This window comes from Haloarcula sp. CBA1115, assembly GCF_000827835.1.
Classification (GTDB): Archaea; Halobacteriota; Halobacteria; order Halobacteriales; family Haloarculaceae; genus Haloarcula; species Haloarcula hispanica.
Genome location: NZ_CP010529.1, coordinates 33,362 through 56,379 on the forward strand (window position 1 = coordinate 33,362; position 23,018 = coordinate 56,379).

General features: G+C 59.2%; 14 protein-coding genes and 6 pseudogenes. 11 read left to right on the forward strand and 9 right to left on the reverse strand.

Going from position 1 to position 23,018, the window contains the following annotated elements:
• Nucleotides 1-3 precede the first annotated feature (3 nt).
• A complete protein-coding gene (locus SG26_RS00155) occupies nucleotides 4-471 on the forward strand; it encodes a pyridoxamine 5'-phosphate oxidase family protein (RefSeq protein WP_014030979.1) in 468 nt (155 codons plus the stop codon).
• A 155-nt stretch (nucleotides 472-626) separates the two neighbouring features.
• On the opposite strand, the gene SG26_RS00160 is transcribed toward SG26_RS00155, so the two are convergent.
• The gene (locus SG26_RS00160) at nucleotides 627-3,371 is read right to left on the reverse strand and encodes an HAD-IC family P-type ATPase (protein WP_050036507.1); all 2,745 of its coding nucleotides are present in this window, start codon (nucleotides 3,369-3,371) and stop codon (nucleotides 627-629) included.
• A gap of 157 nt (nucleotides 3,372-3,528) precedes the next feature.
• On the opposite strand from SG26_RS00160, the pseudogene SG26_RS22130 reads away from it, so the two are divergent.
• Nucleotides 3,529-3,624 (forward strand): annotated as a pseudogene (locus SG26_RS22130) (hypothetical protein); the annotation flags it as partial.
• 478 nt (nucleotides 3,625-4,102) lie between these two features.
• On the opposite strand, the pseudogene SG26_RS21795 reads toward SG26_RS22130, so the two are convergent.
• Nucleotides 4,103-4,571 (reverse strand): annotated as a pseudogene (locus tag SG26_RS21795) (hypothetical protein); the annotation flags it as partial.
• A 110-nt stretch (nucleotides 4,572-4,681) separates the two neighbouring features.
• On the opposite strand from SG26_RS21795, the pseudogene SG26_RS22135 reads away from it, so the two are divergent.
• Nucleotides 4,682-5,213: pseudogene (locus SG26_RS22135) on the forward strand (hypothetical protein).
• A 156-nt stretch (nucleotides 5,214-5,369) separates the two neighbouring features.
• Nucleotides 5,370-6,049: pseudogene (locus SG26_RS00165) on the forward strand (IS6 family transposase).
• Between the two features lie 95 nt (nucleotides 6,050-6,144).
• Here the strand turns inward: SG26_RS00165 and SG26_RS20580 are convergent.
• Nucleotides 6,145-6,330 (reverse strand): annotated as a pseudogene (locus SG26_RS20580) (hypothetical protein); the annotation flags it as partial.
• 171 nt (nucleotides 6,331-6,501) lie between these two features.
• On the opposite strand from SG26_RS20580, the gene SG26_RS00170 reads away from it, so the two are divergent.
• Complete coding sequence (locus tag SG26_RS00170) at nucleotides 6,502-7,329, forward strand: sulfite exporter TauE/SafE family protein (RefSeq protein ID WP_050038214.1); 828 nt, start codon at nucleotides 6,502-6,504, stop codon at nucleotides 7,327-7,329.
• A 1-nt stretch (nucleotide 7,330) separates the two neighbouring features.
• Nucleotides 7,331-9,766, forward strand: a complete 2,436-nt coding sequence (locus SG26_RS00175) for a heavy metal translocating P-type ATPase (RefSeq protein WP_050036508.1) — start codon at nucleotides 7,331-7,333, stop codon at nucleotides 9,764-9,766.
• Nucleotides 9,767-9,895: 129 nt separating this feature from the next.
• On the opposite strand, the gene SG26_RS00180 is transcribed toward SG26_RS00175, so the two are convergent.
• Together SG26_RS00180 and SG26_RS00185 are read right to left on the reverse strand one after the other, a co-directional pair.
• Complete coding sequence (locus SG26_RS00180; RefSeq protein WP_023842943.1) at nucleotides 9,896-10,894, reverse strand: cytochrome d ubiquinol oxidase subunit II; 999 nt, start codon at nucleotides 10,892-10,894, stop codon at nucleotides 9,896-9,898.
• Nucleotides 10,887-12,335, reverse strand: coding sequence for a cytochrome ubiquinol oxidase subunit I (locus SG26_RS00185; protein WP_050036509.1), 1,449 nt, complete (start codon nucleotides 12,333-12,335; stop codon nucleotides 10,887-10,889). Before SG26_RS00185 ends, SG26_RS00180 begins: the two co-directional genes overlap by 8 nt.
• 381 nt (nucleotides 12,336-12,716) lie before the next feature.
• Here SG26_RS00185 and SG26_RS00190 point away from each other — a divergent pair.
• The 5 genes and pseudogenes from SG26_RS00190 to SG26_RS00210 all read left to right on the forward strand — a co-directional run.
• Nucleotides 12,717-12,911 (forward strand): annotated as a pseudogene (locus tag SG26_RS00190) (IS6 family transposase); the annotation flags it as partial.
• 103 nt (nucleotides 12,912-13,014) lie between these two features.
• Nucleotides 13,015-13,857 carry a phosphoenolpyruvate hydrolase family protein gene (locus tag SG26_RS00195; RefSeq protein WP_050036510.1) on the forward strand — a complete coding sequence of 281 codons (843 nt, stop codon included), beginning with the start codon at nucleotides 13,015-13,017 and terminating at the stop codon, nucleotides 13,855-13,857.
• Complete coding sequence (locus SG26_RS00200) at nucleotides 13,850-14,275, forward strand: cupin domain-containing protein (protein ID WP_014030968.1); 426 nt, start codon at nucleotides 13,850-13,852, stop codon at nucleotides 14,273-14,275. Before SG26_RS00195 ends, SG26_RS00200 begins: the two co-directional genes overlap by 8 nt.
• A gap of 2 nt (nucleotides 14,276-14,277) precedes the next feature.
• A complete protein-coding gene (locus SG26_RS00205; protein WP_050036511.1) occupies nucleotides 14,278-15,504 on the forward strand; it encodes a Tm-1-like ATP-binding domain-containing protein in 1,227 nt (408 codons plus the stop codon).
• Nucleotides 15,505-15,705: 201 nt separating this feature from the next.
• Complete coding sequence (locus SG26_RS00210; RefSeq protein WP_014030966.1) at nucleotides 15,706-15,960, forward strand: hypothetical protein; 255 nt, start codon at nucleotides 15,706-15,708, stop codon at nucleotides 15,958-15,960.
• Nucleotides 15,961-15,983: 23 nt separating this feature from the next.
• Here SG26_RS00210 and SG26_RS00215 read toward each other — a convergent pair whose 3' ends face one another.
• The 4 genes from SG26_RS00215 to SG26_RS00230 form a co-directional block, all read right to left on the reverse strand.
• The gene (locus SG26_RS00215) at nucleotides 15,984-16,301 is read right to left on the reverse strand and encodes a hypothetical protein (RefSeq protein ID WP_050036512.1); all 318 of its coding nucleotides are present in this window, start codon (nucleotides 16,299-16,301) and stop codon (nucleotides 15,984-15,986) included.
• A gap of 21 nt (nucleotides 16,302-16,322) precedes the next feature.
• On the reverse strand, nucleotides 16,323-20,504 hold the full coding sequence (locus tag SG26_RS00220) for a hypothetical protein (protein ID WP_050036513.1): 4,182 nt from the start codon (nucleotides 20,502-20,504) through the stop codon (nucleotides 16,323-16,325).
• A 686-nt stretch (nucleotides 20,505-21,190) separates the two neighbouring features.
• Entirely contained in the window at nucleotides 21,191-22,243 is a 1,053-nt protein-coding gene (locus tag SG26_RS00225) for a hypothetical protein (protein WP_079980783.1), read from the reverse strand.
• Between the two features lie 132 nt (nucleotides 22,244-22,375).
• Nucleotides 22,376-22,870 (reverse strand): DUF3592 domain-containing protein, encoded by a 495-nt coding sequence (locus SG26_RS00230; protein WP_014030962.1) that lies wholly within the window; start codon nucleotides 22,868-22,870, stop codon nucleotides 22,376-22,378.
• Between the last annotated feature and the right edge of the window lie 148 nt (nucleotides 22,871-23,018).

A 23,018-nucleotide genomic window follows, 5' to 3' on the forward strand; every position in this document is an offset into this window, starting at 1 on the left:
GGAATGACTATCGACGAACTCACCGACTTCGGGTTGCACAAGATGACCGACGAGGAGGTAGAGGGGTTTCTCTCTAGCCAGAGTATGGGAACGCTGGGACTCCCAACAGACGTCGAACCCTACCTGATTCCGATGACCTACGGGTATAATGGAGGGGGGCGTCTCTACTTCTACTTCATCGGAGACAACGGAAGTCGGAAAATGGAGTTGGCCAACCAGGCAGAGTCGGCGGCATTCCTCGTGTACAGTGCGGAGACAGCGTTTAACTGGGAGAGCGTCGGACTCATCGGGACGATTCAGAAACTCCCGGAAGACAGACGTGGTGAACTCGACGAGACGACGACGCCAACGTGGCGCCCGGAACTGTTCGAGACCGCGAGTGACTCGCTTGAAACACAGATATACGAGTTCCAGATCGAGGAATGGACCGGCGTTCGACACACTGGTCTCCCGCCGGGATTTTATAACTGAATGCGTCCCCTCCTCGGAATGAATCGGGCTGCTCGGAGATAACGTCCTCCCCGGCGTGAACGCTGGGATGCTGTCGCTTAATTAAGCGAGAATTCACAGGAGAAAGCCCGCTTCGTGGCGGAGAGCGCGACTGAGGGTCTGCCAGATTTCCCGCTCTACGCCTCCTTCTCGCGAGTTTTCGAAGAGGTCTGTGACGCTCTCTCCGAGCGCTTAGGGTACCGCATCTTCCAGCTCAGTTTGTGCAGCTCGATAGCGACGGCGATGGTCAGGGCAATCCCACCGAGAACGAGCCACTGTTCCAGACTGACAGGTGCGGTTCCAAGGACTGCCTGAGCGGGCGGAAAGTACATCGCTCCGAGGTGGATCAAGAACGCAGTAATCGTCCCGGTAAGCAAGATGGGGCTCTGCAACGGTGATAGACGGAACAGAGAGGCCGTCTCGGAGCGGGCATTGCCGATATTGACCATTTGGAACAGGACGACCAGCAGGAGCAGGTGATTGCGGACAGCCGCCTCCGAAAGCCCCTGCTCCAGTAACCAAATGAACGTCCCGAACCCGATCACACCGATCACCATCGCGGCGACGAGTGTCCGTTCGATCATGATTTGATTGAAGATTCGCTCGTCAGGAGAGCGTGGTGGCCGATTCAACACGTCTCCTTCCTTGGGTTCGAATGCCAGGGCGACGTCCTGAATCCCGTTCGTGACGAGGTTCAACCAGAGAATCTGGACGGGCACCAGCGGGAGTGGTAGTCCGGCCGCTAAGCTCAACAGGACGAGTGTAACTTCTCCAGCGCCGGTGGAGATGAGCAGGAAAATGATCTTGCGGATGTTGTCGAACGCGATCCGGCCCTGTTCGATGCCCGCGACTATCGTCGCAAAGTTGTCGTCGCTGATCACGAGTTCGGCCGCATCCCGGGCCACGTCGGTCCCCATCTGTCCCATAGCGATACCGATATTCGCCTGCCGAAGCGCCGGTGCGTCGTTGACACCGTCACCCGTGACGGCGACGTAGTGTCCCATACCCCGGGCAGCTTCGACGATTCTGAGTTTTTGATCGGGCGAGACGCGTGCAAACACCCGCGTCGTTTCTATGATTTCCACAAGCTGTTCTTGGGAGGCGTCCATGAGCTCGGTTCCGGTGGTGACCTCCTCCGGAGACTCGGCCAGTCCGAGGGCACGGGCGATAGCAAGGGCCGTCTCTCGATGATCTCCCGTAATCATTGTGACAGTGATGCCAGCCTGCTGTGCTGACGTAATCGCCTCCTCGACACCGGATCGGAGCGGGTCGATCATCCCGATAAACCCGAGAAACGTCAACCCGGTCGGTTCTGACGGGGGCTGGCCGAGATCCTCGGTAGTCTCCAGCGTTCCTTCGGCGACGGCAAGCACGCGATATCCCTCGTGAGCCATCTCGGTCGCCTGCTGTTGCAGTTCTTGCCGCGAAAAGTCGCCCTCGCTTGCATCCGAACACATCTCCAGAACGCGCTCGGGCGCACCCTTGACGAATACCTGTTCCTGGTCACGGGTTTCATGAAATGTCGCCGCATAGCGCTGTTCGGGTTCGAAAGGGATCTCGTCAATCTGTGGGTTCGCGTCGAGCGCCGCCTCGCGGGACCACCCCAGCTTGTGACCGAACGCGAGAAGCGCGATGTCGGTCGGGTCACCGCGCCACGTCCACTCGTCGTCGCGTCGGGACAGGTGCCCTTCGTTACAGAGCACAGATGCGCGGGCGAGACGAGACAACTCGTTTGCGAGATGAGGCTCCGGAGGGTGCCCGTCTCTGAGGACACTCCCTTCCGGGGCATACCCCTCGCCGGTCACCTCAAACGTCCTTCCATCGGGGAGTTGAGCCTGTTTGACCGTCAATTCGTTTGCAGTCAGCGTTCCCGTCTTATCCGACGCAATCATCGTACAACTTCCCAGTCCTTCCACAGCCACTAGACGACGGACGATGACGCCTACCTTTGCCATTCTCCGGCTGGCGACGCCTAGCGCGACAGTGATTCCCACGGGGAGCCCTTCAGGGATCGCCGACACGGCTAACGCAACGGCGAACAGGAACATTTCGACGGCGTCGTACTGCTGGACGAAGATTCCGAGGAGGGCGGTGATTGCCGCGGCGGCGAGTACGACGAGGCCGACAATGCGGGTAAATCGCTCCATACGCGTCACGAGGGGAGGCTGTCCGCCCTCAACGGCCGTGACGTCCTCGGCCAATCGGCCGACAACCGTATCGGCACCGGTTTCGACGACGACACCGCGCCCCCGCCCACGGTTGACCACCGTTCCCGCGTAGGCCATATTGCGCCGATCTCCGAGTGAGGCCCGGTCGTCGCCTGCCCACTCTTCGTCTTTCAGGACGGGGGCTGATTCGCCGGTGAGTGGCGACTCGTCGATCTCTAGACCATGTGTAGAAACGAGTCGAATGTCCGCAGGAACACGGTACCCAGATTCTAGAAGCACGATATCACCAGGGACGACCTCTTCTCCATCGATGTCGCGTGTCTCACCATCTCGAATGACCGTCGCCCGGGTCCTGATGAGTTGCTGCAGTGCCTGACTGCTGCGTTCTGCACGCCATTCTTGGATACCGCCGACGAGCGCGTTGATCAACAGCACCAGGGCGATGAATCCAGCGTCAGTCTCCTCACCGATGGCAAACGAGACAATTGCCGCGGTGGCGAGAATGTAGATAAGTGGGTTTTTGAACTGACGGAGGAAGATTTGCCACACGGTGACCGGCTTTGTCTTCGGCAGGCGATTTGAGCCGTGTTCAGAGCGCCGGCTTTCAGCGTCCTCGGTTGAGAGACCATCTGAATCGGCGTCAAGGGCGTCGTATATCTGACTTAGCCCCCGTGAATACCAGGATTCGGTGTTCGTCGAAGCGGAGACAACCATTAGTTACGGGGTGTACACCGGGGGACGACTTAGTGGTCAGTGTCGAGTACAGAAGCAGGGTGTCGTTTAACCAGAGGGGCGATTCAGGGCGGGATCCGCGTTGAGAACGATAGGCTGCTACATCTGGTACCACAGGCGATTCGTCACGTTCGTCGCCGTGGGCGTCTACGAGGAGCTCCTATTTCGGGGATATCTCATCACCAACATCACAGAGGAACGTACGTGGTTCGAGCGGGTTCGGGGTACGGCTGCGGTCGGACTTGCCACGCTGTTTACGTCGGTCGTCTTCGGGGTGGCACATGCCGGGAACCCGAACGCAACGCTGGCAAGAAGCGTTCCCCCTCGTGGAAACGAAAGAAGACGACATTATCAAACCGCTCATCAACTTCGAATAGTCCGTTGCCTCGTTTCTGACGTACTCTGAGGAAATACTCCCTTTTTCGATAACGAAATAGAGAGAGGGCACCGTCGGGCAAGTATAAGTCTTTCAGGAGTGACAACTCAATAACGATGCCCGATCCGCCGACTATAGTAACAATTGAAACGATGTACACACTGATCGCACTGCCGTCGTGCGATCAGGTGTGCATTGATTTTCAATGGCTACTATAGCATGTTGGTAGTGTTCGGGCTGATAACCGTCCTGTGGTGCTGTTCGTAACCGAGCCGATACCACCGACATCACCGCAATCGGGATCGTGGCTGCACCTGTCACGTTCAGTGGAGATATGAATCTGTTCGTATTCGCAGCGACCAGCGCGTTCGGTCGCGTACCACACGGACACACCTGAGGGTTACTAACCAGTGCAGTTGCTCAAAGCTATCAGCAATCTTCCGGAAAGAGCGGCGGTGATCGTTCCGATAAAGTGCTGCTTGGGAGAGTACGCTCACCGCGAGCTACCACTCATTTGGGGCAGTCAGGGTGTGTCGCAACGGTTTCTGTCCCACAAGAGTTGCACTGGTAGCAGTGGCGGTTGTCCTGGGTGACTTCTGGGGGCTCCAGATCAGGGATCACCTTGACGAATCGGTGAGCATCAGCCCCCGACTGTTGCTTACTGGACGATGTATTCGGGTTCTCGTATTTCCAAAGGCGTGTTTCTATTTCTTCTATCCGCTCGTATTTCTGGTTAAATTGGTCTTGTAATTGCCGATATTCTTGTACTTTTGCTTGCTTTCCTTCTCAAATCTTTCGATTTGCAGCTCAAACTGAAGCAACCGAGAGTACAAGCCGATTCGTGAGCGATACAATGGCGCTTTCTCTGTCCTGTGGACACTGCTCGCGAGCAGTCAACACTTGCACGGAGGTCTCAGTGACCGAAATCCAGCCCAAGGCAACGGCTGAGTACTGTCGGTTCTGTGGAGACAGGACAGCCGATATCTCCGGCGAGGCGTACACGTATGTCCGGTTGCCCGACGAAGTGGGGCGAGAAGACGGCGTGTTCTGGTTCACGATTTGCCGGGAGTGTACGCTTCAGGACCGCGACAACGTCGAGCAGGCCGCCTTCGCTCTTCCACGAGGCAGATCGAGACCATCTCGTCACCTGCGATGTCTGCGGGGCTGTTGGCTGCCAGTCTGCCAGTACTCGCCAGCCAGCAGCGGAGACGTATCGGCTCGCGAGCGTTATTTCTTAGTCGGTCACAATCAACGGCTTCGACGGGGCAACGCACTCTTGTAGTGAGTGCAGTCCTATCATCACGCTCGACTGTGTGAAACGCCCTGACCGGACATACGACGATGAAGTGCCGCGTCTCGTCGAGCCCCCTTTTGATGCAGTTGCGAAGACAGCAGGCGCTGCTCCGGCAGACAGTACACAGGTCGAGATCGGCGGGTGGATTGGGTAGCCGGCGGTAGTTCCACGAAACTGGTGGGTCTGCTCCGCTAATGAGCAGTACAGGGGAGCTACGAATCGTTTGATAGAGAAATCCAAATAACACCCCCAAAGGCACTGTCTAGTTGAGCGAGTTTGAGAAGCGAGGAGGTCGTAGCGAGAAGTGTCCATGCAACTCGCAGACCTCCTCAGAGGAACGTTAGATGAGGACAGCCAAGACGTTTGGGAGAATGAGCGCACCCCGCACCCGTCCGCCGGTTTGGGGTGCGTCTCCATACTGCGGGGCTGTCGATCAGGAAGACGGTCGCTATCTGGGACTTGCTGGGTGTCGATCGCTCTCACGGGGCGGTCTGGAATTGGGTGCATACACTGGCTGAAGCACAGAGCGACCCGCCGACGGCGGAGCCGTCGCGGGTCGCGGTCGATGAGAAACAAATCGAGATCGATGGGGAGAAAAAGTGGTTGTACGCCGCTGTCGACACTGAACCAAAGTTACTTCTCGAAGTTGACGTGTTCAGCCGCTGCGGGACTGACCCCGCGGCGGCGTTCCTGCACCGGCTCACTCAGAAACACGATGTTGCCGAGACAGAGTTTCTCGTTGATGCTGGCGGCTATCTGACTGCCCTCTCGCGTCACGATTTGAGCGGTCGGCTCGACTATCGAATCCGGAACCACTTCGAAAAGTGGTTCCAGACTGTGACCGTGCGAATCGACCGCTTTCACTCCTTCTGGAGGGACAGTCAATCCAGCGCGAAACAGTGGCTACGACGCTTCAGACACCACTACAACCACGAACGACCCAACCAAGAACTCGACGGACGAACGCCAGCTGAGGTCGTCCAGAACTAGACAGTGCCCTTCTGGGTAGTTCGCATCCAGATTGAACAGTTATTCCAGCCAAGATTCCCTTGAATCTCATTTCGTATGCATTGAGACTGCAAGTCTCAACTACTGACAAACTTCCGTGGTTGAGACGGTCCGTTGCGTGACGACTCACCTGCTTGGGCGTCGATATACTCCTCGATGAACTCGCTGGACACGTCGCCCGCAATTGAGGCGAGGTGCGAGCGCGTCCACAGCGACGGCAATCCGAAGTCGAACTCATCACGGAGGTGGCGGGAGGAGTGGCCAAGTTGTCGGCTTCATCCCACGACTGAAGTCGTGGGTTTTCGCCTCACAATCACTGTAATTCCACGTTCTTGGATGTAGTTCTTAACGATCGAAGCCACGGCCTGAACCGAAACCCACTACACACGACGATTGGTACACCCTAATCTATGCTGGCCTTGCCAGCCTTGGATATGATATCAGCAGTTCTAGTACAGCTGAGTGAGATCAGCATCACAAGTGGCTACGGACTGGTCGTGTTTTTCATGATTGGCCTTTTCGGAGGTGCACACTGTCTTGGAATGTGCGGCCCGCTCGTTGCAACCTATGCCGAGCGTATGGAAACCCAGGACCGGTGGGCGAGCGCACTCACACTCTATGAGGTGCGTCAGCACACACTGTTCAACCTCGGCCGGACGGTGAGCTACGCCATCATCGGATGCGTCTTCGGAGCTGCCGGCGCGCTACTGTACGGAACCATCGGGCTCGCTGGATTTCTCCGGCCAGCTCAGGGTGTCGTCGGAATCTGCATTGGCGTAGCAATTATCGTTATGGGACTCACCCGGTTAGCCGGCTACCAACAAGGAGCCGTTGAAGGAGTTGTTGCCGGTACTGGGTTCGGCTCACTATTCGCGCGAACCTACACAGTCATTTCAAGACGGGTCGACCGCTGGGTCAACGGTATCGGCATTATCGGCCTCGGCGCGCTTCATGGGTTGTTGCCGTGTATGCTTCTCTATCCGGCATTCCTGTACGCGTTTGCCCAGGGCTCACCCGTATATGGCCTCCTCTCGCTCGGTGCGCTCGGGGTCGGGACGATCCCCAGTGTGTTTCTCTACGGAACGGTTATCCAATCAGTGAGCACCCGCCAGCGGCAGGTAGTCCATTACGGACTCGGTGTATTGTTCGTTGGGCTCGGATACATACTGGTAGCGATGGGACTTATGCGGTTTGGCGTCATGCTTCCGTTACCAGATATCCCGTACTATCAACCGATCGCCGAATCGGAGGCGGTTGCGTAATATGTCCACCTGTACACTCTGTGACCTCCCCGTCAAAGACCCGATTACCAACGATGACATTGACGGCGAGTTCTGCTGTCGAGGCTGTTTAGAGGTCGCACAGTTAGTTGACGACGGTGAGGATGTCGACCTTTCGATTGCGGCCGTCCGTGACCGTGTCGAGGCCGAGGAGACCAGGCCCGATGGCCCCGAGGGTGCCGAAACAGCCTACCTCTCGATTGACGGGATGCACTGTCAGACTTGCGAGGGATTCATTGAACTCCTTGCCGAAGAGGAGGAAGGCGTTCACGAGGCGCGTGCGAGTTACGCGACTGAAATGGCACAGGTGGTGTACGATCCTGACTGCATCGATCGAAACGCGATCGCTGCGGCACTCAGTCGACTGGGCTACCAAGCTCACGGTCCTGACGAAGAGAACGACTCACTACGTTCACGCGTCGAGTTCGGCAAATACCGTGCGGTGCTCGCGGCAGTTCTGATGATGCCTGTGTTGGTTCTCTACGTCCTGTTCATATACCCGGTGTATCTCGGCATCTATCCCGAGAGTTTCCTCTATGGGAGCACTGTCGAGGCGATGGTGTTCTGGCCACTAATTGTCTGGAGCACACTCATACTCGTCGGACTTGGATACCCGGTCTTCCGTGGGGCCTACGTGAGCCTGAGAGTCGGTCGCCCGAACATGGACGTGTTGATAGCTATCGCGGTACTTGCAGCGTATCTCTACTCGCTGGCAACCTACCTCACGGGCGGGCGTGACCCGTACTTCGACGTCGCAGTGATGGTGCTCGCGATCGTCACTATCGGCAATCATCTGGAGTCACAGGTCAAACACGCTGCACTCGGTAACCGTGCCGACCTCACGGATTCACGCGTCGATGAGGCCCGCCGACTCGACGACGACAGTGAGACCAGTGAAACCATCGAAATTGCGAAGTGTGAGCCTGGCGACCGGCTGTTAGTCAAACCCGGCGAGCGGATCCCGGTCGACGGCCAGATCGTCGACGGGACTGCCGCGATTGATGAGGCACTTATCACGGGTGAATCTCTCCCGCAACGAAAATCGGTCGGGGACAGTGTCCTCGGCGGGTCGATCCTTACTGACAATGCGATTATCGTTGAAGTTGGTCCCGAAAAAACTAGCACGATGGATCGCCTCGTCGAACTCCTCTGGAACGTCAAGAGTTCTGCCACGGGTGTGCAACATATTGTCAACCGCTTTGCGGTACTGTTCGTTCCATTCGTACTCGGACTTGCCGCGCTGACCGCCACCGGCTGGTTCGTCCTTGGTAACGACCCGAACACAGCTATAATGGCCGGGGTCGCCGTGCTAGTAGTCTCGTGCCCATGCTCGCTCGGCATCGCTACTCCGCTCGCTCTCGCAGCGGCCACCCGCGATGCCACCGACAATCGCATGCTCATTCTCAACGAGACAGTGCTTGAACGGATCGACGACTCTTCGGTCGTCGTATTCGACAAGACTGGGACGCTCACCACTGGGGAGATGGAGCTTGTGGACGTCGTTGGCGACGATCCCGACGAAGTGCTCGCGATGGCGGCCGCCGTCGAACGTCGGTCAAGCCACCCAATCGCCGCTGCCATTGACGAGGCTGCCCCGCCGACCACGCGATCGGTGTCGAGTTTCGAGAGCGCCGACCGTACCGTGTCAGCACTTGTCGACGATACTCGCGTCGTTATGGGCCACCCGGGCTCATTCGATACTGACGAGTGGACAATCCCCACGGAAATCGAGGCAGCTGTCACGGACGCTTACGAGTCGGGTACTCATCCAACGGCGGTTGCTTGGGAGGGGGCCGTCAAAGGAGTCGTTACAGTCCAAGATACGCCCCGTGAGAGTTGGGAACGCGTGGTTTCCGAGACCGCGGCCGCGGATCGGGATATCGTCGTGCTGACTGGTGACGACGAGCGGATGACTGAGACGTTTGCAAACCATCCCGCAGTTGATCACGTCTTCGCAGGCGTGCGCCCCGAGTCGAAGGAAGTGATCGTCCAGGGACTCCGCGAGCGCGGGACGACGACAATGATCGGCGACGGAACGAACGACGCGCCCGCACTCGCTAGCGCCGACCTCGGGATCGCAGTCTCGAGCGGCACCGATCTGGCGATCGAGGCGGCCGATGCGGTAGTGCTTGACGACCGTCTCGACGCCGTTCCAGAGGTCTTCGAGTTGGCGAGTGAAACTCGAGGCCGGATCAAACAGAACCTCGTCTGGGCGGCCGGCTACAACGCGATTGCACTCCCATTGGCGATAACCGGTGTGATCACACCGTTGATCGCCGCCGTTATGATGGCGATCAGTAGCCTCATTGTCGTCTTTAACTCGAAACGTCGACTCCTTCCGGCGGACGGAGATTATTTGGCTGAGCCCGACTCTGGCGAACGCACCGAACAACTCGACGCTCCAGTCCAGTCGGACTGAGCGCTCGAACGCCAGGTATTGCCCCTGACACTCCGGCTGAAACTATTGCCGAATCTAGAAGCGGCGTGAGGTCAGAAGCAAGCCCAGAGGAGACTCACCTTGCTTACTGTAGCGGCGGTCTCGGCTTGGTCAAGGACCATAGGATTCGTCGACAACGGGTCCGCTGAAGACGCCATAGAGGAACTTGAAATACCAGAGCACGAGCAGTAGCACCGGCAGCCCCATCACGGTGACAAGGTTGAGCGCGAGTGGTGAGACGACGGCCTCTCGGACGGTCAGTCCGGTCGCAGGGTAGATAACTGGGTACAGCAGAAGCGCAACGAGGAGGCTCAACAGCGCGGGAAGAGTTAGCGCACTCACGAGCCATCGCCGATACTGCTCGCGGCGAGCGAAGCCTATCCCAGCCAGGCCTGAGAGGGCAGAGAGAGCGACTACCACAGCAATCGGGACAGAGAGAACGGCGTCAGCTGTGCCGCCGGCGTCTGTCACGACGACAGTCGTCAGAAGGATGGCGACACCACCGAGATATGATACCGTTCCGGCGATACCGTACCTGCGCAGGTCGGCGGCAAGGGAGGAGCCAGTCTTGGCCGAGATGAAAGCCGCGCCCGTGACGACTGATACCGTGGTCAGTCCGACACCTGTCAAGAGCGCCGGCACCGACAGCGTCGGAACATCGAAGATCCAGCGCCCGGCGAGGACGCCAAACAGCAGTGGTGCGAGCGTGCTGCCCCCGACGAAAGAAGCGTCACACATCCGTTGCCACCGATCGTCCTCGCATTGCTCGCGCAGTTCCGGTGCTATGCCCCGGAACAACAGCGCGAGAACAAACCCGATAACGAGCAGATAGTTGTCAGCGAGCAACCGAGAGTACACGCTCGGGAACGCGGCTAACAACATTGTTCCGAAGGCGACCAGCCACACCTCGTTGGCGTCCCAGACCGGCCCAAACACCGACAGGAGTGTCTCCCTGTCGTCTTCGTCGCTCCGAGTGGCGTACAGCATACCGATGCCGAAGTCGAATCCGTCGAGAACCACGTACATTGCCAGCGCGAACATGACGACGCCAAACCACACCTCTGGGAGCGCGTCAAGGAGGTAGCGATCCACGGAGAGCAACTCAGTCATCGCCACCCACCCACGGAATGCGTCCGTGTCCGGTTTCCTGCGACGGGGCAAGAACGCCGAGGTCCTGCAGTTCCTCTCTCACGAGCCACCGTAAGACGAGGAGAGCCGCGGCAATTAGCCCAACATACACGATGAGAAACACTGCCAGCGTCGCCATCGCTTCCCCGGCGGTCAGCGACTGCGAGACTGCATCACTGGTCTTCAATTCGCCCTGAATGACCCACGGCTGCCGACCGATCTCTGTGACGTACCAACCGGTGAGCAAGGCGGCGTACCCCAGTGGCGTCGCGGCCATCATCGCCTTCAGGAATCGGTCGCTGTCGGCGAGTTTGTCTCTGTATGTGAGGGACCCTCCCCACATTGCGAGACCGATGAAAAGGAAGCCGAGTCCGACCATAAACCGGAACGACCAGAACACCAGCGCCACCGGGGGGTTGTGTTCGTACTCGTTCAACCCGAGTACCTCAGCGTCAGGGTCACCGCCGGTGGCGAGGTAGGAACCGAGGCCAGGTAGACTGACGGTGTAGAGGTTTTCCGCGTGTGGGTCGGTCAGCGCACTGAGATCTTTCGGAAACGCGAGTAGGTGAAGGTCGGCCTGTCCAGTCTCGTAGTGGGCCTCCATAGCGGCGAACTTCTGGGGCTGGGTGTCCGCGACGTGGCGACCGTAGGCATCACCGTGAACGGCCTGCAGTGGTGCTGTAACCAGCAATAACAGGACCGCGATCTTTAGAGAGGCTTGCCAGGCCGTCGAGTCGTGGGTCTTCCAGACCAAGTACGCCGAGACACCACCGACCAGCAATGCGACAGAGATGACGGAGGCGTTGACCATGTGGACGTACATCCACGGGAGTCGCGGCGTGAGAAAGGCAGCTACCGGGTCGGTCAGCCTGGCGACCCGCATTCCGTTCTGGGTTATCATATCATAGCCTTGAGGTGTCTGCATCCAGGCGTTGACCACTAGAATCCAGAACGCCGACAGCCATGCACCGATCCCGACCAGCACCGACGAGAGGACATACGTTCGGTCGCTCACCCGCTCACGTCCGAAAAGCAAGATGCCGAGGAAGACGGCTTCGAGGAAAAACGCTATCTTCGCCTCAAAGGCCAGCGGACCACCGATCAATTCGCCAGCGATTGTCGCAAACCGCGGGAAGTTTGTCCCAAACTGGAAGCTCATGGGGATGCCTGTTACCGTACCCATCACGAAGCCGACTGCGAAGACCGTCACCCAGAAAGAGCGCAACCGACTGAACCGTTCATCGTCGGTCCAGACGTCTTTCCAGGTGAAATAGATGATGAACGGTGCCAGCCCGACCGAGAGCGCGGCAAAGAGGATGTGAACAGTAATCGTCCAGCCAAATTGTGCACGACTCGCGAGTTCTGGGGAGAGGAAAATCAGCCATTCCGCGTTGACAGCACTGTACGTTTCGAGTGGGAGCACACCATGATCTATCCTCTCGACAGTAATACCGGACTAGCATGGTTTTCACTTTCGAGTACCGTACTACAGTGTTTGATGTTATCGGAGTCGTAGTTCTTTAGCAGTCGGAACCGCGGGTTAGTGGCACACATCGAAATATCGCCGGTAACAGGATTGAAACTATAGTAGCCATTGAAAATCAATACACACCTGATCGCACGACGGCAGTGCGATCAGGTGTGTAACTCGTTTCAATCGTTACTATAGCTGTACTGATCGATCAACTACTGTCGCGCCTCCACTTCCGTAGCGAAATAGCTGTCTGTGATATTTTTATGGACAGCGGAGTCCGTCGTGTTTAGTTGAGCGTGAAAAGTGATGCAGACTGATTTCTTGGTACCTATGCCAGAAATCAGCCGCCTCAGTGGGCATAGAGACTGGATTGAGTTGGGTTTTGAGGAACGCGAGCGGACACCCGAGTCGGCGATGGCGTTGGGCATTCAATCGCACGTTGTGGCATTGTCACTGTCGAATACCATCGAAGTACTCGAAGATCTGGGTGTCCAACGCAGTCGCAGAGCCATCCACGATTGGGTTTGACGATGGTTTCTATGCCCAGAAGTAATATTATGTGTCGTGGTAACTCCTCGTAATCATCAAAAAATTAATTACTATATTATGAAATGGTTCTATCTGACGTATGGAATTCACACGGCAGGAGTCCCTTGATCGACTTCAGGAAACAGTATCGGGCGGCGATCCGATCATCGGCGCAGGTGCAGGGACCGGTATCTCGGCGAAGTTCGCCGAGCGCGGTGGCGTCGATCTACTGATCATCTACAATTCCGGTCGCTATCGGATGAACGGTCGGGGGTCGCTGGCTGGCCTCCTTCCTTACGGTGACGCCAACGAGATCGTCGTCGAGATGGGCCACGAAGTGCTTCCAGTCGTCGAGGACACGCCAGTTCTCGCCGGCGTCAACGGGACCGACCCGTTCCGACAGATGGATGTGTTCATCGAGAGCCTGAAACGACGTGGGTTCTCGGGCGTCCAGAACTTCCCGACGGTGGGTCTCATCGACGAGGACAGCGGGTTCAGACAGAATCTCGAGGAAACGGGGATGGGCTACGACAAGGAAGTCGACATGATCCAAGAAGCGGCCGAGCAAGGAATGCTCACCTGCCCATACGTCTTCAGCGAGGAGCAGGCTCGCGAGATGGCCGAGGCCGGAGCGGACGTGGTTGTCTCACATATGGGACTGACTACATCTGGGGATATTGGTGCCGAGACGGCACTAGATCTCGATGCCGCAGCCGAGCACGTTCAAGCTCATCACGACGCCGCAAAAGAGGTAAACGAGGACGTACTGGTGATCTGTCACGGCGGCCCGATCGCATGGCCCGACGATGCCCAGTACGTACTGGAACACACCGAGGGTGTCGTCGGATTCTTCGGTGCGTCGAGCATCGAACGCCTCCCAACTGAGGAGGCAATCGAAGCACAGGCCCGCGAATTCAAGGAGATTAGTCTCGAAGATGACTGATAGCGAATACTTCATCACTCCTGATGACGTCGAAAGTCAGCTCTTCGATTGGGGCGTCCTGAAGTGGCTGAGCACGCCTGACGTGACGGGTGGCGAGCGCTTCAGCGCTGGCGTCGTCAAACTCGAACCCGGAAAGGGCCATGAGCGCCACTCGCACCCTGACAGCGACGAGATCCTCTTCGTCATCCAGGGCGAGGGTGAACAAGAGGTCGCCGATCAGACACGCGATATCTCGGCCGGCGAGATGGTGTTCGTTCCTGAAGGCGTCGAACACGGAACCGTCAACACCAGCTGGGAACCGTTGTTACTGCTCGCGGTCTACGCACCACCGGGTCCTGAAGAGGTACTCCGGGATCTTCCTGAGTGTGAGATCGTCCCGCCGGGCGAACTGCCGACACCCGAGAACGTGGAGGAGTGAGTATGGCCGTCACAATCGTTGGGACCCTCGATACGAAAGGCGAAGAGATAGGTTTCGCTCGAGATGTCCTTCGCGCGCAAGGCGTTGACGTACACATCATCGACACGGGCGTGGTGGACGACCCGGAAATCGATCCGGACACTGCTGCAAGTGCAGTCGCCGAAGCGGGCGGCACCACGCTGGGGCACCTCCGGGACGATGCCGACCGCGGTGAGGCGATCGAAGCGATGGGCAAGGGCGCAGCGGCGATCGTCCAGCAGCTACACGATGCTGGCGACCTCGACGGTGTGCTCGGACTCGGCGGCTCGGGCAACACCTCGATCGCGACCACGGCGATGCGGGCGCTGCCGGTTGGTGTCCCGAAAGTGATGGTCTCGACGATGGCCTCCGGCGACATTGAACCGTATGTCGGTGCCACTGACGTGATGATGTTGTATTCGGTGGCTGATATTGAGGGACTCAACCAACTCTCCCGGAGGGTGATTGCTAATGCTGCCCTCGCGATGGTCGGGATGGTCACGAACCAGCCAGACATCGAAGTTGAAGACCGCCCCACTATCGGGATCTCGATGTTCGGTGTCACCACACAGTGCGTCCAGACGGCTCGGGAGTATCTCGAAGAACGAGGCTACGAGACGATCATCTTCCATGCGACTGGGACCGGTGGGAAGGCGATGGAGGACCTCGTGAGACAAGGCGTCATCGACGGTGTGTTGGACGTGACGACGACGGAGTGGGCCGACGAGCTTGTAGGGGGTGTGCTGGCTGCTGGCCCCGACAGGCTGGACGCCACCGCGGAGACGGGCACGCCACAGGTCGTCTCGACGGGCGCGCTGGACATGGTCAACTTCGGGCCACGAGACTCCGTCCCAGAGGAGTTCGAGGGGCGGGACTTCCACATCCACAACCCACAGGTAACGCTGATGCGGACAACGGCCGAGGAGAACGCTGAGCTGGGCGAGGTCATCGCGAAGAAGCTCTCGGCAGCGAACGGACCAACTGCCCTATACATTCCACTTGGAGGTGTTTCGATGCTCGACGTCGAGGGAGAGGATTTCCATGATCCCGACGCCGACACAGCCCTGTTCGAGGCACTCAAAACAAATCTGGCTGAATCGGTCGAATTGGTCGAGATGGAGACCGACATCAATGACGAAACGTTCGCCCGGGCACTGGCCGAACAGCTTGACGCGTATATGCGGGCGGTAGATCTCGCTCCGGAGGGGTGATTACTGCTTCGTAGGAATCTCCGACACCGGACTGGTACGCCTGCTCCCAGCGTTGGTCACCGTCGGACCGTCAGTCATCGCGCACCGCCGCGAGCAGTCACGTCGGATTCGAGGAGAGACATACCGATACGGGGGACGAACGGCCGCAAAAGGCTTCGCCCTGTCGGAACTGTTTAGCCCGCGTTGCTCCTCGACCGACCAATGCGAGTCCTCGATCGGCAGCCTTACTCCTACGTCCTACTGGCCCGCGACGGCGAGTGGATTCTCACCTTCCTCCTCGGCGGACCGGTAGAGCGCGATGTCTCCGTGCGCTTGACGCCCGCGGAGGTCACTGCAATCGAAGACGGCGAGTCCTCGGCCACGGACTTGGTCGAGACCGTCCGCACCGACCTCTCAGCGTACGATGACAGACGGATCAGGCCGACAGTCTGGCCAGGGAAAACGGACGACGAATGAGCATAGCGGTCCCGCCAGTTTCGTCAGTGCTCTTCCGTTGCGAACGTGGCGTGTCGGTTCAGCGTCCGGACGAAGTCCGCCTCGTCGATAGCAGTCAGCGACTCGTGTCTGGATAGTTCCTCGCGGAGCCAGTCACCGGCGCAGGCGTCGACGAACTCGGCCCACTCGTCGAGGCGGAAGTCCTCGAAGTCGTAGACGGTACCGCCGAGACCGTGCCCTTTTCCCTGAAAGAGTCGGATCTCACGGTCGTCGAAGGACAGTCCGAGTTCCTTGGGCCACTCGGAACTGTGGTTGCTGTCGGGAGTGTGCTCCGGACTCGAGAGGACGTAGTAGGTTGCCATACGGTGGATTCTGCCAGTGGGTCACTCCGAGTAGTCCCCGGTTGGACGGTCGCCGCCGAAGACGGCCGCTTCGAGGGTCTCGCCCCCGGTCGCCCGGAGTGCCCGACCGAGCAAGTGGGTACAGTCTGCCTGTGCTCGGGGATTACCCGTCGGGAGCCTGTCGACGGCCCGCGAGAAGGTTCGTACCACGGCATCGTCGGCCCGGAATACGTTCTCCTCACTCGCACGCTCGACGGACTGAGACACGGCCTCGACACACGCCTCGACCTCGGCGGCTAGTTGGCTCTGCGTCGTTCCCGCGACTACGACGTCGGCGTAGACTCCTTCGAGAAACGTCGCCGGGTCCTCGACGTGGCTCTCCAAGGCGAACGCCCGGAGGGCGGCATCGAGACGCCGACGCCACGCTGGCGTCTCGGCTTCGACTGCGTCGACGTACGCCCGGGTGTAGACTCCCGCAACGAAACCGGCGGGATCGTCGGGGAGTTCCCGCGTCGCAGTTGCTTCCATCCGCTCCGAGCAGACGGCCAGCCACGCCTCGGTGTTGTCGTGGTCGGCATTCGTCCGACCGACTTCGGCGAGAGCCGCCGCATACACCCGTTCGAGGATGCTCGCCCGCGCCATCCCGACCCACGCGAAGTCAGTTCGCTGTTCGGCGGCGACGACTTCGGTCACGCCGAAGCGAACTTCCGCAGGGTCGGCCTCGACTGCCAGCGCCAGTGCGGTCCCGAAGACCGAAGCGACGTAGTGTACGGGATGCAGTGGGTACTCCGTCGCCGTTGCAGTGGTTTCGATCTGGGAGAGTACCGACTCCACCAGGCGATCGTGCGTTCGCCCGCCGGCGTCAGTCCGAGTCAGCACTGCCAGAAGAACGGCCGCGTCCGCTTCCGCGAACGCGTCGAACCACTCCGTCTTGCTCGGTCCCTCGATCCCTTCTCGCGCTCCGCGGAACGCCCGGACGAGCGACCCAAGCCACTCTCCGGCCAGGTTCGCCTCGCCCTCTGCGGCCCACCCTGTAGCTGCGTCGCCGTAGACCGAACGCAGGAACGCGACCGGATCCGAGACTAAGTCACCCGTGGCTGCCAGGTCCTCAATGCGCTCTGTCAGGCTGTCGAACCACATACTCTCGCTGTGTGGCGAAATCCCGTCGGCAGGCTCGGTGTCGTATCCCCGGACCTGCGTCGAGAGCGCCCCACGGTAGACCGCCCGAAGGTACGGCTCGACCACTGCTGTCGGTGCATCGCCCGCTACTCCGCGGGTCACGGTCGCGTCGTAGCGGTCGATCCAGTCCGCGAACCCTGGCGAATTCGGGAGTCTGAGGGCTCCTTTGCCGTAGGGGCCCGACTTGGCCACGTCTCCCTGTTCCACGATGGCTAGGGTCGCGAGCGCGCCGGCGTGGAGTGACGCACGGCACTCCCACTCGTCGTCGGGGACCTCCGAGTCAGCGATCGTATCGACCAGCCGGTGACACTTCTCGAACAGTCGCTCGGCACGGTCGAGGTCGCGGTAGTGAACGACGTGCCAGATTGCCCAGCTGTACGTGTCGACCACGAAGGATTCGGGGTGATCGACGAACGACGACTCGGCCGTGCTCCGACAGAGTTGTTCGCCGGTCGCCACCAGCCACGGCTCGAATCGGTCCGCCGGACAGTTGTGGTCGAACACCCAGAAGCCGATTGCGCTCACGGACGCGACGTGTAACAGCTCGGCCCGGTTCTCGTCGTGCTGGAGCGACGTGGCCACGTCTCTCGCAGCAGCGTCGACCGCGTCAATCCAGACGGGGAGGTCGTCGGTCGGCATCTCCACACTCCCGAGGGCCCCGAGCATCGATCCGAACACGTTGCCGAGGAGGACGGACGCGTGACCGTCCTCGTACTCGGACGCTGTCTGGTCGACGAGCGCGATCACCGGTGCGAGCACCGCCTCGGCACTCGCCGACTCCTCGGCTCGTTCTACGAGCCGTCCGACAGTCTTCCCGTAGATCCGACAGAGCGGATACAGGCCGGGTTCGGGATCGATGGCGTTCCCGTCCACCATCTCGTGGAGCAGATGGTCGACCGTCGCGAGTGCCCCCTGATTCGGCTCTCCTCCGGCTTCTGGTCGGGCAAGCGTCGACAGGGCCGTCGTGACGGCGGTCACGATAGGTTCGACGTCGCCACCGACCGAGTCCCGACCGTGGGGAGTCGCGGTCTCGTTGGTCAGTGCCAGCGCACGAACTGCAATGGCCTCGACCCACGCGTCGGCTGTCGGGTGCTCGCTCGCCACAGTCGCCATAGCAGTGCCCGCGACCGTTCCCCGGTACCTGATCGCCGCGTCCGTGTCACAGCGGTTCCCTGCGACGTCTCCGACGAGGTCGTCGACCAAGAGCAGCCACTCCCGTGCGGCGCTCGGCTGGGCGGTCCGTGCGACGACAGCGACGGCCTCGGCAACGACCTGCCCGACGAAGGCCGCATCGAGAGCACTGTCGGGCATGCCAGCGATCGCTGCCAGCGTACTCTGGCCCGCGACCGAATCGACCGCGAGTGACCGACGGGAAGGAGTTCGATTTTCGGGCCACTCCAGCGCGGACAGCAGATCCTCGGCGACCGCCTCTGGCGTCCGATCGGCCGTCAGGTCAGCGTCTCCAAGGTCGAACTCGATACGGTCGCACCAGGCCTCGACGTCGTCACAGCCAGTCCGGTCGGCGAGGGCGTCCAGATGCTCCCGTCGGTCGTTATCACAGAGCAGCACTGCACCGGAACAGACCCCTGCCTCGACCCAGTCAGCGAGCGCCCGAACGCCAGCGTCGCTCACGATCCGTGCTGGCTCGGCCCCGTACGTCGCGACTACGACTGCGTTGGGCGTGGCGTCGATTCCCACCCTGCTGTGGTTTGGCTGACGGAGGTCAGAGAGTCTGACCGTCGCTCCCCGCATCGTAAGTGCCGTCGCAACGCTCGCTGTGAGCCGTCGCTTCCCGCTGGCTTTCGGTCCCGAGAGGAGCACGAGCCCGCCATCGAGTGCGTCGACGACCTCGTCGACGCCGACCCCAGCAACGTCCCCGTCGGCTGCAGAGTTCTTGTCCGAGTTCGGGAACTCTCGGTCCGCCGCAGCCGCGTCTAACGCTGTTAGTCCGTTCCAGTGCCAGGAACCGACGAGGGGATCGGTTCCGTACTCGTCGGGCTCCATCGCGGCGGCGTCCAGCGACGACCCGATTGCTCGCATGGCTGTCAGAGCTGCATCGATTGGGGCACTCGCGTCGGCGATGGCTGTCTCCGTTTCGGACTGAGCCGTCAGGCGCTGACTGATCCTCGCTCGCATCGGTTCGGACCCGAACACCCGAAGCCGCTCGACCGTCCCCGGCGGGAGATCGACGGCGATTTCGAGGGATTCGGCAGCCCCGGCCAGCGGCCGATGTCGAACGAACGGTTCGAGCCACTCCGTGTCGTCATCAGCCAGCGACCTCGCGACGAGAGCGAGTGCGGTGGCGACCGCAGGCGACATTTCGACCGAGCTACAACTGCCATCCACGGCACAGGGATAAAGGGACGCGATGAGGTCGAGGGCGCCCTCGTCAAACGGTTCGACCGTGATGTCGCGGTCGGTAACCACCGCCCTGACATCGGGACCGGCCAGAACCGTTTCGGACCCATACTGCGAGAGCGAGAGGAAGGCTGCGGGCGTGACTGTCTCCTCGACGGTCCCGATCTGTTGCTGAAGCCGCTCGTCCTCGAAGTCATAGCCTGGATAGGTGACGCGTTCGACGAGGGACGTGCGCTCCCCGTCACCCAGTTCTGGTGGACGTCGCTGGCTGGTGAGTTCGCGGATTTCGGTGATTGCATCGTGGCTCTCTGCGGGGGGCGTCCGAACCACGAGCACGGAATCGACTCGGTCGTGGAACGCAACGGGCGCGAGGTGACCGTGTCGGCAGAGCCAGTCGAGGCTCCGTGGCCGCGTCACGATTACTGCACCCCCGGAACGATCGAACAGGACATTCAGCCTGTCCCGGTCGTCACCGAGGTGCAAAACCGCCGAGACAAAATCGTCGACGACCACGAGTTCGTCGTCGTCGATAGCTGTTGTTTCTGCGAGCCGCTCGACGGATGGACCGACCCGCCGCAGGTGATGTGACTTTCCGACACTGGGTGCCCCGAGGACGAGTGTAACCTCACACGGGTCGACCGCGTCGCACAATTCGCTAGGCGTGACTTCTCGAACCGTTCCTTCCATGTAATTCCCCACGACCGACCCCGCCGACGACCGCGTCTGGATGGCAGACCCTGCCGAGTATATCTGTTCAGTACGCTTGCTGGAGAATATAACTGTTTGCTGTTGGGACAGATATCCCCGAAGCCGATCCAGCCACCACTCCCCCGACATCACCCGACGATTAGCCCCCGGTGTCTTCGTCGTTGGCAGACCGTCCCTGTCGGCTCTGCTTCGGGTCGCTTGTCTGCGCCGTTATCAGGGCTGCGCATTCTCAATCACCCCACGCTCAACTCTAATCTTGCCTGTGGGAGGACTCGGTCGCCCGACGAAACGAGAGCGATTCGCTCTTCCAGTGGGAGGAACACTCGCTGTAGTGGTTCTATAGTAACAATTGAAACGAGTTACACACTGATCGCATTGCCGCCATGCGACCAGCTGTGCATTGATTTCCAATGGCTACTATACTGAAAGTTCAACTCTATGTTTGTGAGCGTCGCGTGTTCAGTCACGGAATCCCATCGACGGTTGCCGAGGGGACGTGTTGCATACAGAATAGTTATTTAACGAATTATCAGATAGTGATAATATAACGGTGCGCCTCGTGGCCACCGTATTTCCGTATTCCGTCGAACTGAGTAGCGCAATGAGCCGCATTGCGTGGAGAATTCAATTTGAGCGAGTGCGCTCAACTAAGACGATCCTGCTGCTCAGTCAGATACCTGTTTGAAACTCTGAATAGCGACTACGGTCTTGTTTTGCGACGGGATATCCCGGACACTGTACTCGTGTGGGTGCTGCTGGTCGTGTGGATATTCGGCCGGTTGTGGGACATCATACGTTTTGCTGTCTCGGAAATCGCTCAGGAACTCTCGGGTGAGCATCGGTTCAACGAACGCCAGCTGTGACCCCTCTGTGTCACCGATAAACCCTTGAATGAGTGTGTTGCTGAAGCTAGTAGGATCACCTCGGTCGTCGGGGCCACTTGGGAGTTCAGGCGCATCGTTGGGAGCTACGTGTTCACCCATGTCTGTGATATACCGCTCGTCAGCGACGGGCGGAGGTGATCGCGCATACCCTTCTGGAAGTTGAGCGAAGTCGAAGTTTGTCTCGATTCCGTCCGCTGTTTTGATATCGTACGGCGGAAGCTGAGGCCCCTCGACGTTATCCACTGTTGCAGGGTCACGCATGTGAAAGTGGATATCGAAGTGTGGCTTCTCCCACGCTCCTTTGCCACCGAAATGGCCGTCCGGATTCCAGTTGAGTCCTAAGAAGGTAAACGGCGTGCCAGCCGCATCTGGGAACGGCACAAAGAACTGGAGTGACTGTTTGAAATGGATCGTTGCCGCTTGTCCACTAAATCGATACTTATCAGTCTCTACAGGATCGTTTACCTCACTTATCTCTGTCTCGCTTGGAAGCCCTTCGAGTGCCGTGTGGTCGAACTCGACCCCGTGATACCTCGGCTCTCCTGACGGTGTTTCACTCGTAAATGTTCGCACCTCCCCGTTTCCGAGGGAGACTTTCCGTCCATACTCAGTGATGCCACTCGGCGGAAAGCCCGCTGAGCGATTGTTGCTATCTCCAGAACCCTTCTCGTCGGACTGCACCTGTCTGGCAACTGGTGTGGCCAGACCGACTCCCCCCAATATCGCACTTCCAACAAGGGTCGACTGAAGTAGCGTCCGCCGATTTAGCGTGAACGTCGACTGTGCTGCCGACTGACCCTCCTCTTTTCCTTTCGGGCCGGACTCTTCCACCATACTGGTTAAATATAGTCCTATTTACACTTTAAGCTGTGCGCGAATAGAACCGTCGTGTTTAGTTAAACGTATTCGGGCAAATCACACATGATGTCCAGTAACGACACGGACAGCCGAACAACGGAAGGGGACTCAGAGCTTCTTCACGGCAGAGAAGGCTGCAAAGAGGGTGAATAATCCGCCAAGTCCAATAGCGATGATCGGTGCGTTCGACGTTTTGTTTTTCAAAAACGCATCTCCTGGCTCGTCTGGAGACACGTATGCAGTTGTCTGTGTCCCCTGTTCGTAGGATTCGATCGCTGATTCGGCTGCTGACCGTCTCTCATAGTTCCGCTCAATATTCGCTGGGTATAGTTTTGTCCCGGTGTATGTCGTTCCATTATAGGTGTATTCAAATTCGACGTTCGGTTCGTACTTTACGCCCGGATTTGACGCTGTTCCGCTATCCGTTTCGATACCGAGTTCCGTAATGTTCGCGTCCACTTCAACCGAGTTTCGAACTGCTTCAGTCTGCTGAACGTAATCGAATCCCCCGTAGCTAGCGATAGCGATACCGACAACGAGATACAGTACTGCGCCACCCAGAGTATCTGGACCAGTAACACGAAGCCCTGAATCGTTGGCCATGCTACCAGTCTCCTCCGGAAAATTTGATGGCTAACGACAGCCAAGTGTCTTTGAGAAGCTCAAGTAATTGAGGACTGAACTGTTTATTCAGATGAATGTGACGGGGCAAGCAGGTCATAGCCACAGTTCGGGCGCTATGTCGTGGGAG

Bases quoted from the DNA above. Each gene is read 5' to 3' on its own strand.
- SG26_RS00155 (WP_014030979.1), top strand. From the start codon at position 4: ATGACTATCGACGAACTCACCGACTTCGGGTTGCACAAGATGACCGAC.
- SG26_RS00160 (WP_050036507.1), bottom strand. From the start codon at position 3,371: ATGGTTGTCTCCGCTTCGACGAACACCGAATCCTGGTATTCACGGGGG.
- SG26_RS00170 (WP_050038214.1), top strand. From the start codon at position 6,502: ATGATATCAGCAGTTCTAGTACAGCTGAGTGAGATCAGCATCACAAGT.
- SG26_RS00175 (WP_050036508.1), top strand. From the start codon at position 7,331: ATGTCCACCTGTACACTCTGTGACCTCCCCGTCAAAGACCCGATTACC.
- SG26_RS00180 (WP_023842943.1), bottom strand. From the start codon at position 10,894: ATGACTGAGTTGCTCTCCGTGGATCGCTACCTCCTTGACGCGCTCCCA.
- SG26_RS00195 (WP_050036510.1), top strand. From the start codon at position 13,015: ATGGAATTCACACGGCAGGAGTCCCTTGATCGACTTCAGGAAACAGTA.
- SG26_RS00200 (WP_014030968.1), top strand. From the start codon at position 13,850: ATGACTGATAGCGAATACTTCATCACTCCTGATGACGTCGAAAGTCAG.
- SG26_RS00205 (WP_050036511.1), top strand. From the start codon at position 14,278: ATGGCCGTCACAATCGTTGGGACCCTCGATACGAAAGGCGAAGAGATA.
- SG26_RS00210 (WP_014030966.1), top strand. From the start codon at position 15,706: ATGCGAGTCCTCGATCGGCAGCCTTACTCCTACGTCCTACTGGCCCGC.
- SG26_RS00215 (WP_050036512.1), bottom strand. From the start codon at position 16,301: ATGGCAACCTACTACGTCCTCTCGAGTCCGGAGCACACTCCCGACAGC.
- SG26_RS00220 (WP_050036513.1), bottom strand. From the start codon at position 20,504: ATGGAAGGAACGGTTCGAGAAGTCACGCCTAGCGAATTGTGCGACGCG.
- SG26_RS00225 (WP_079980783.1), bottom strand. From the start codon at position 22,243: ATGGTGGAAGAGTCCGGCCCGAAAGGAAAAGAGGAGGGTCAGTCGGCA.
- SG26_RS00230 (WP_014030962.1), bottom strand. From the start codon at position 22,870: ATGGCCAACGATTCAGGGCTTCGTGTTACTGGTCCAGATACTCTGGGT.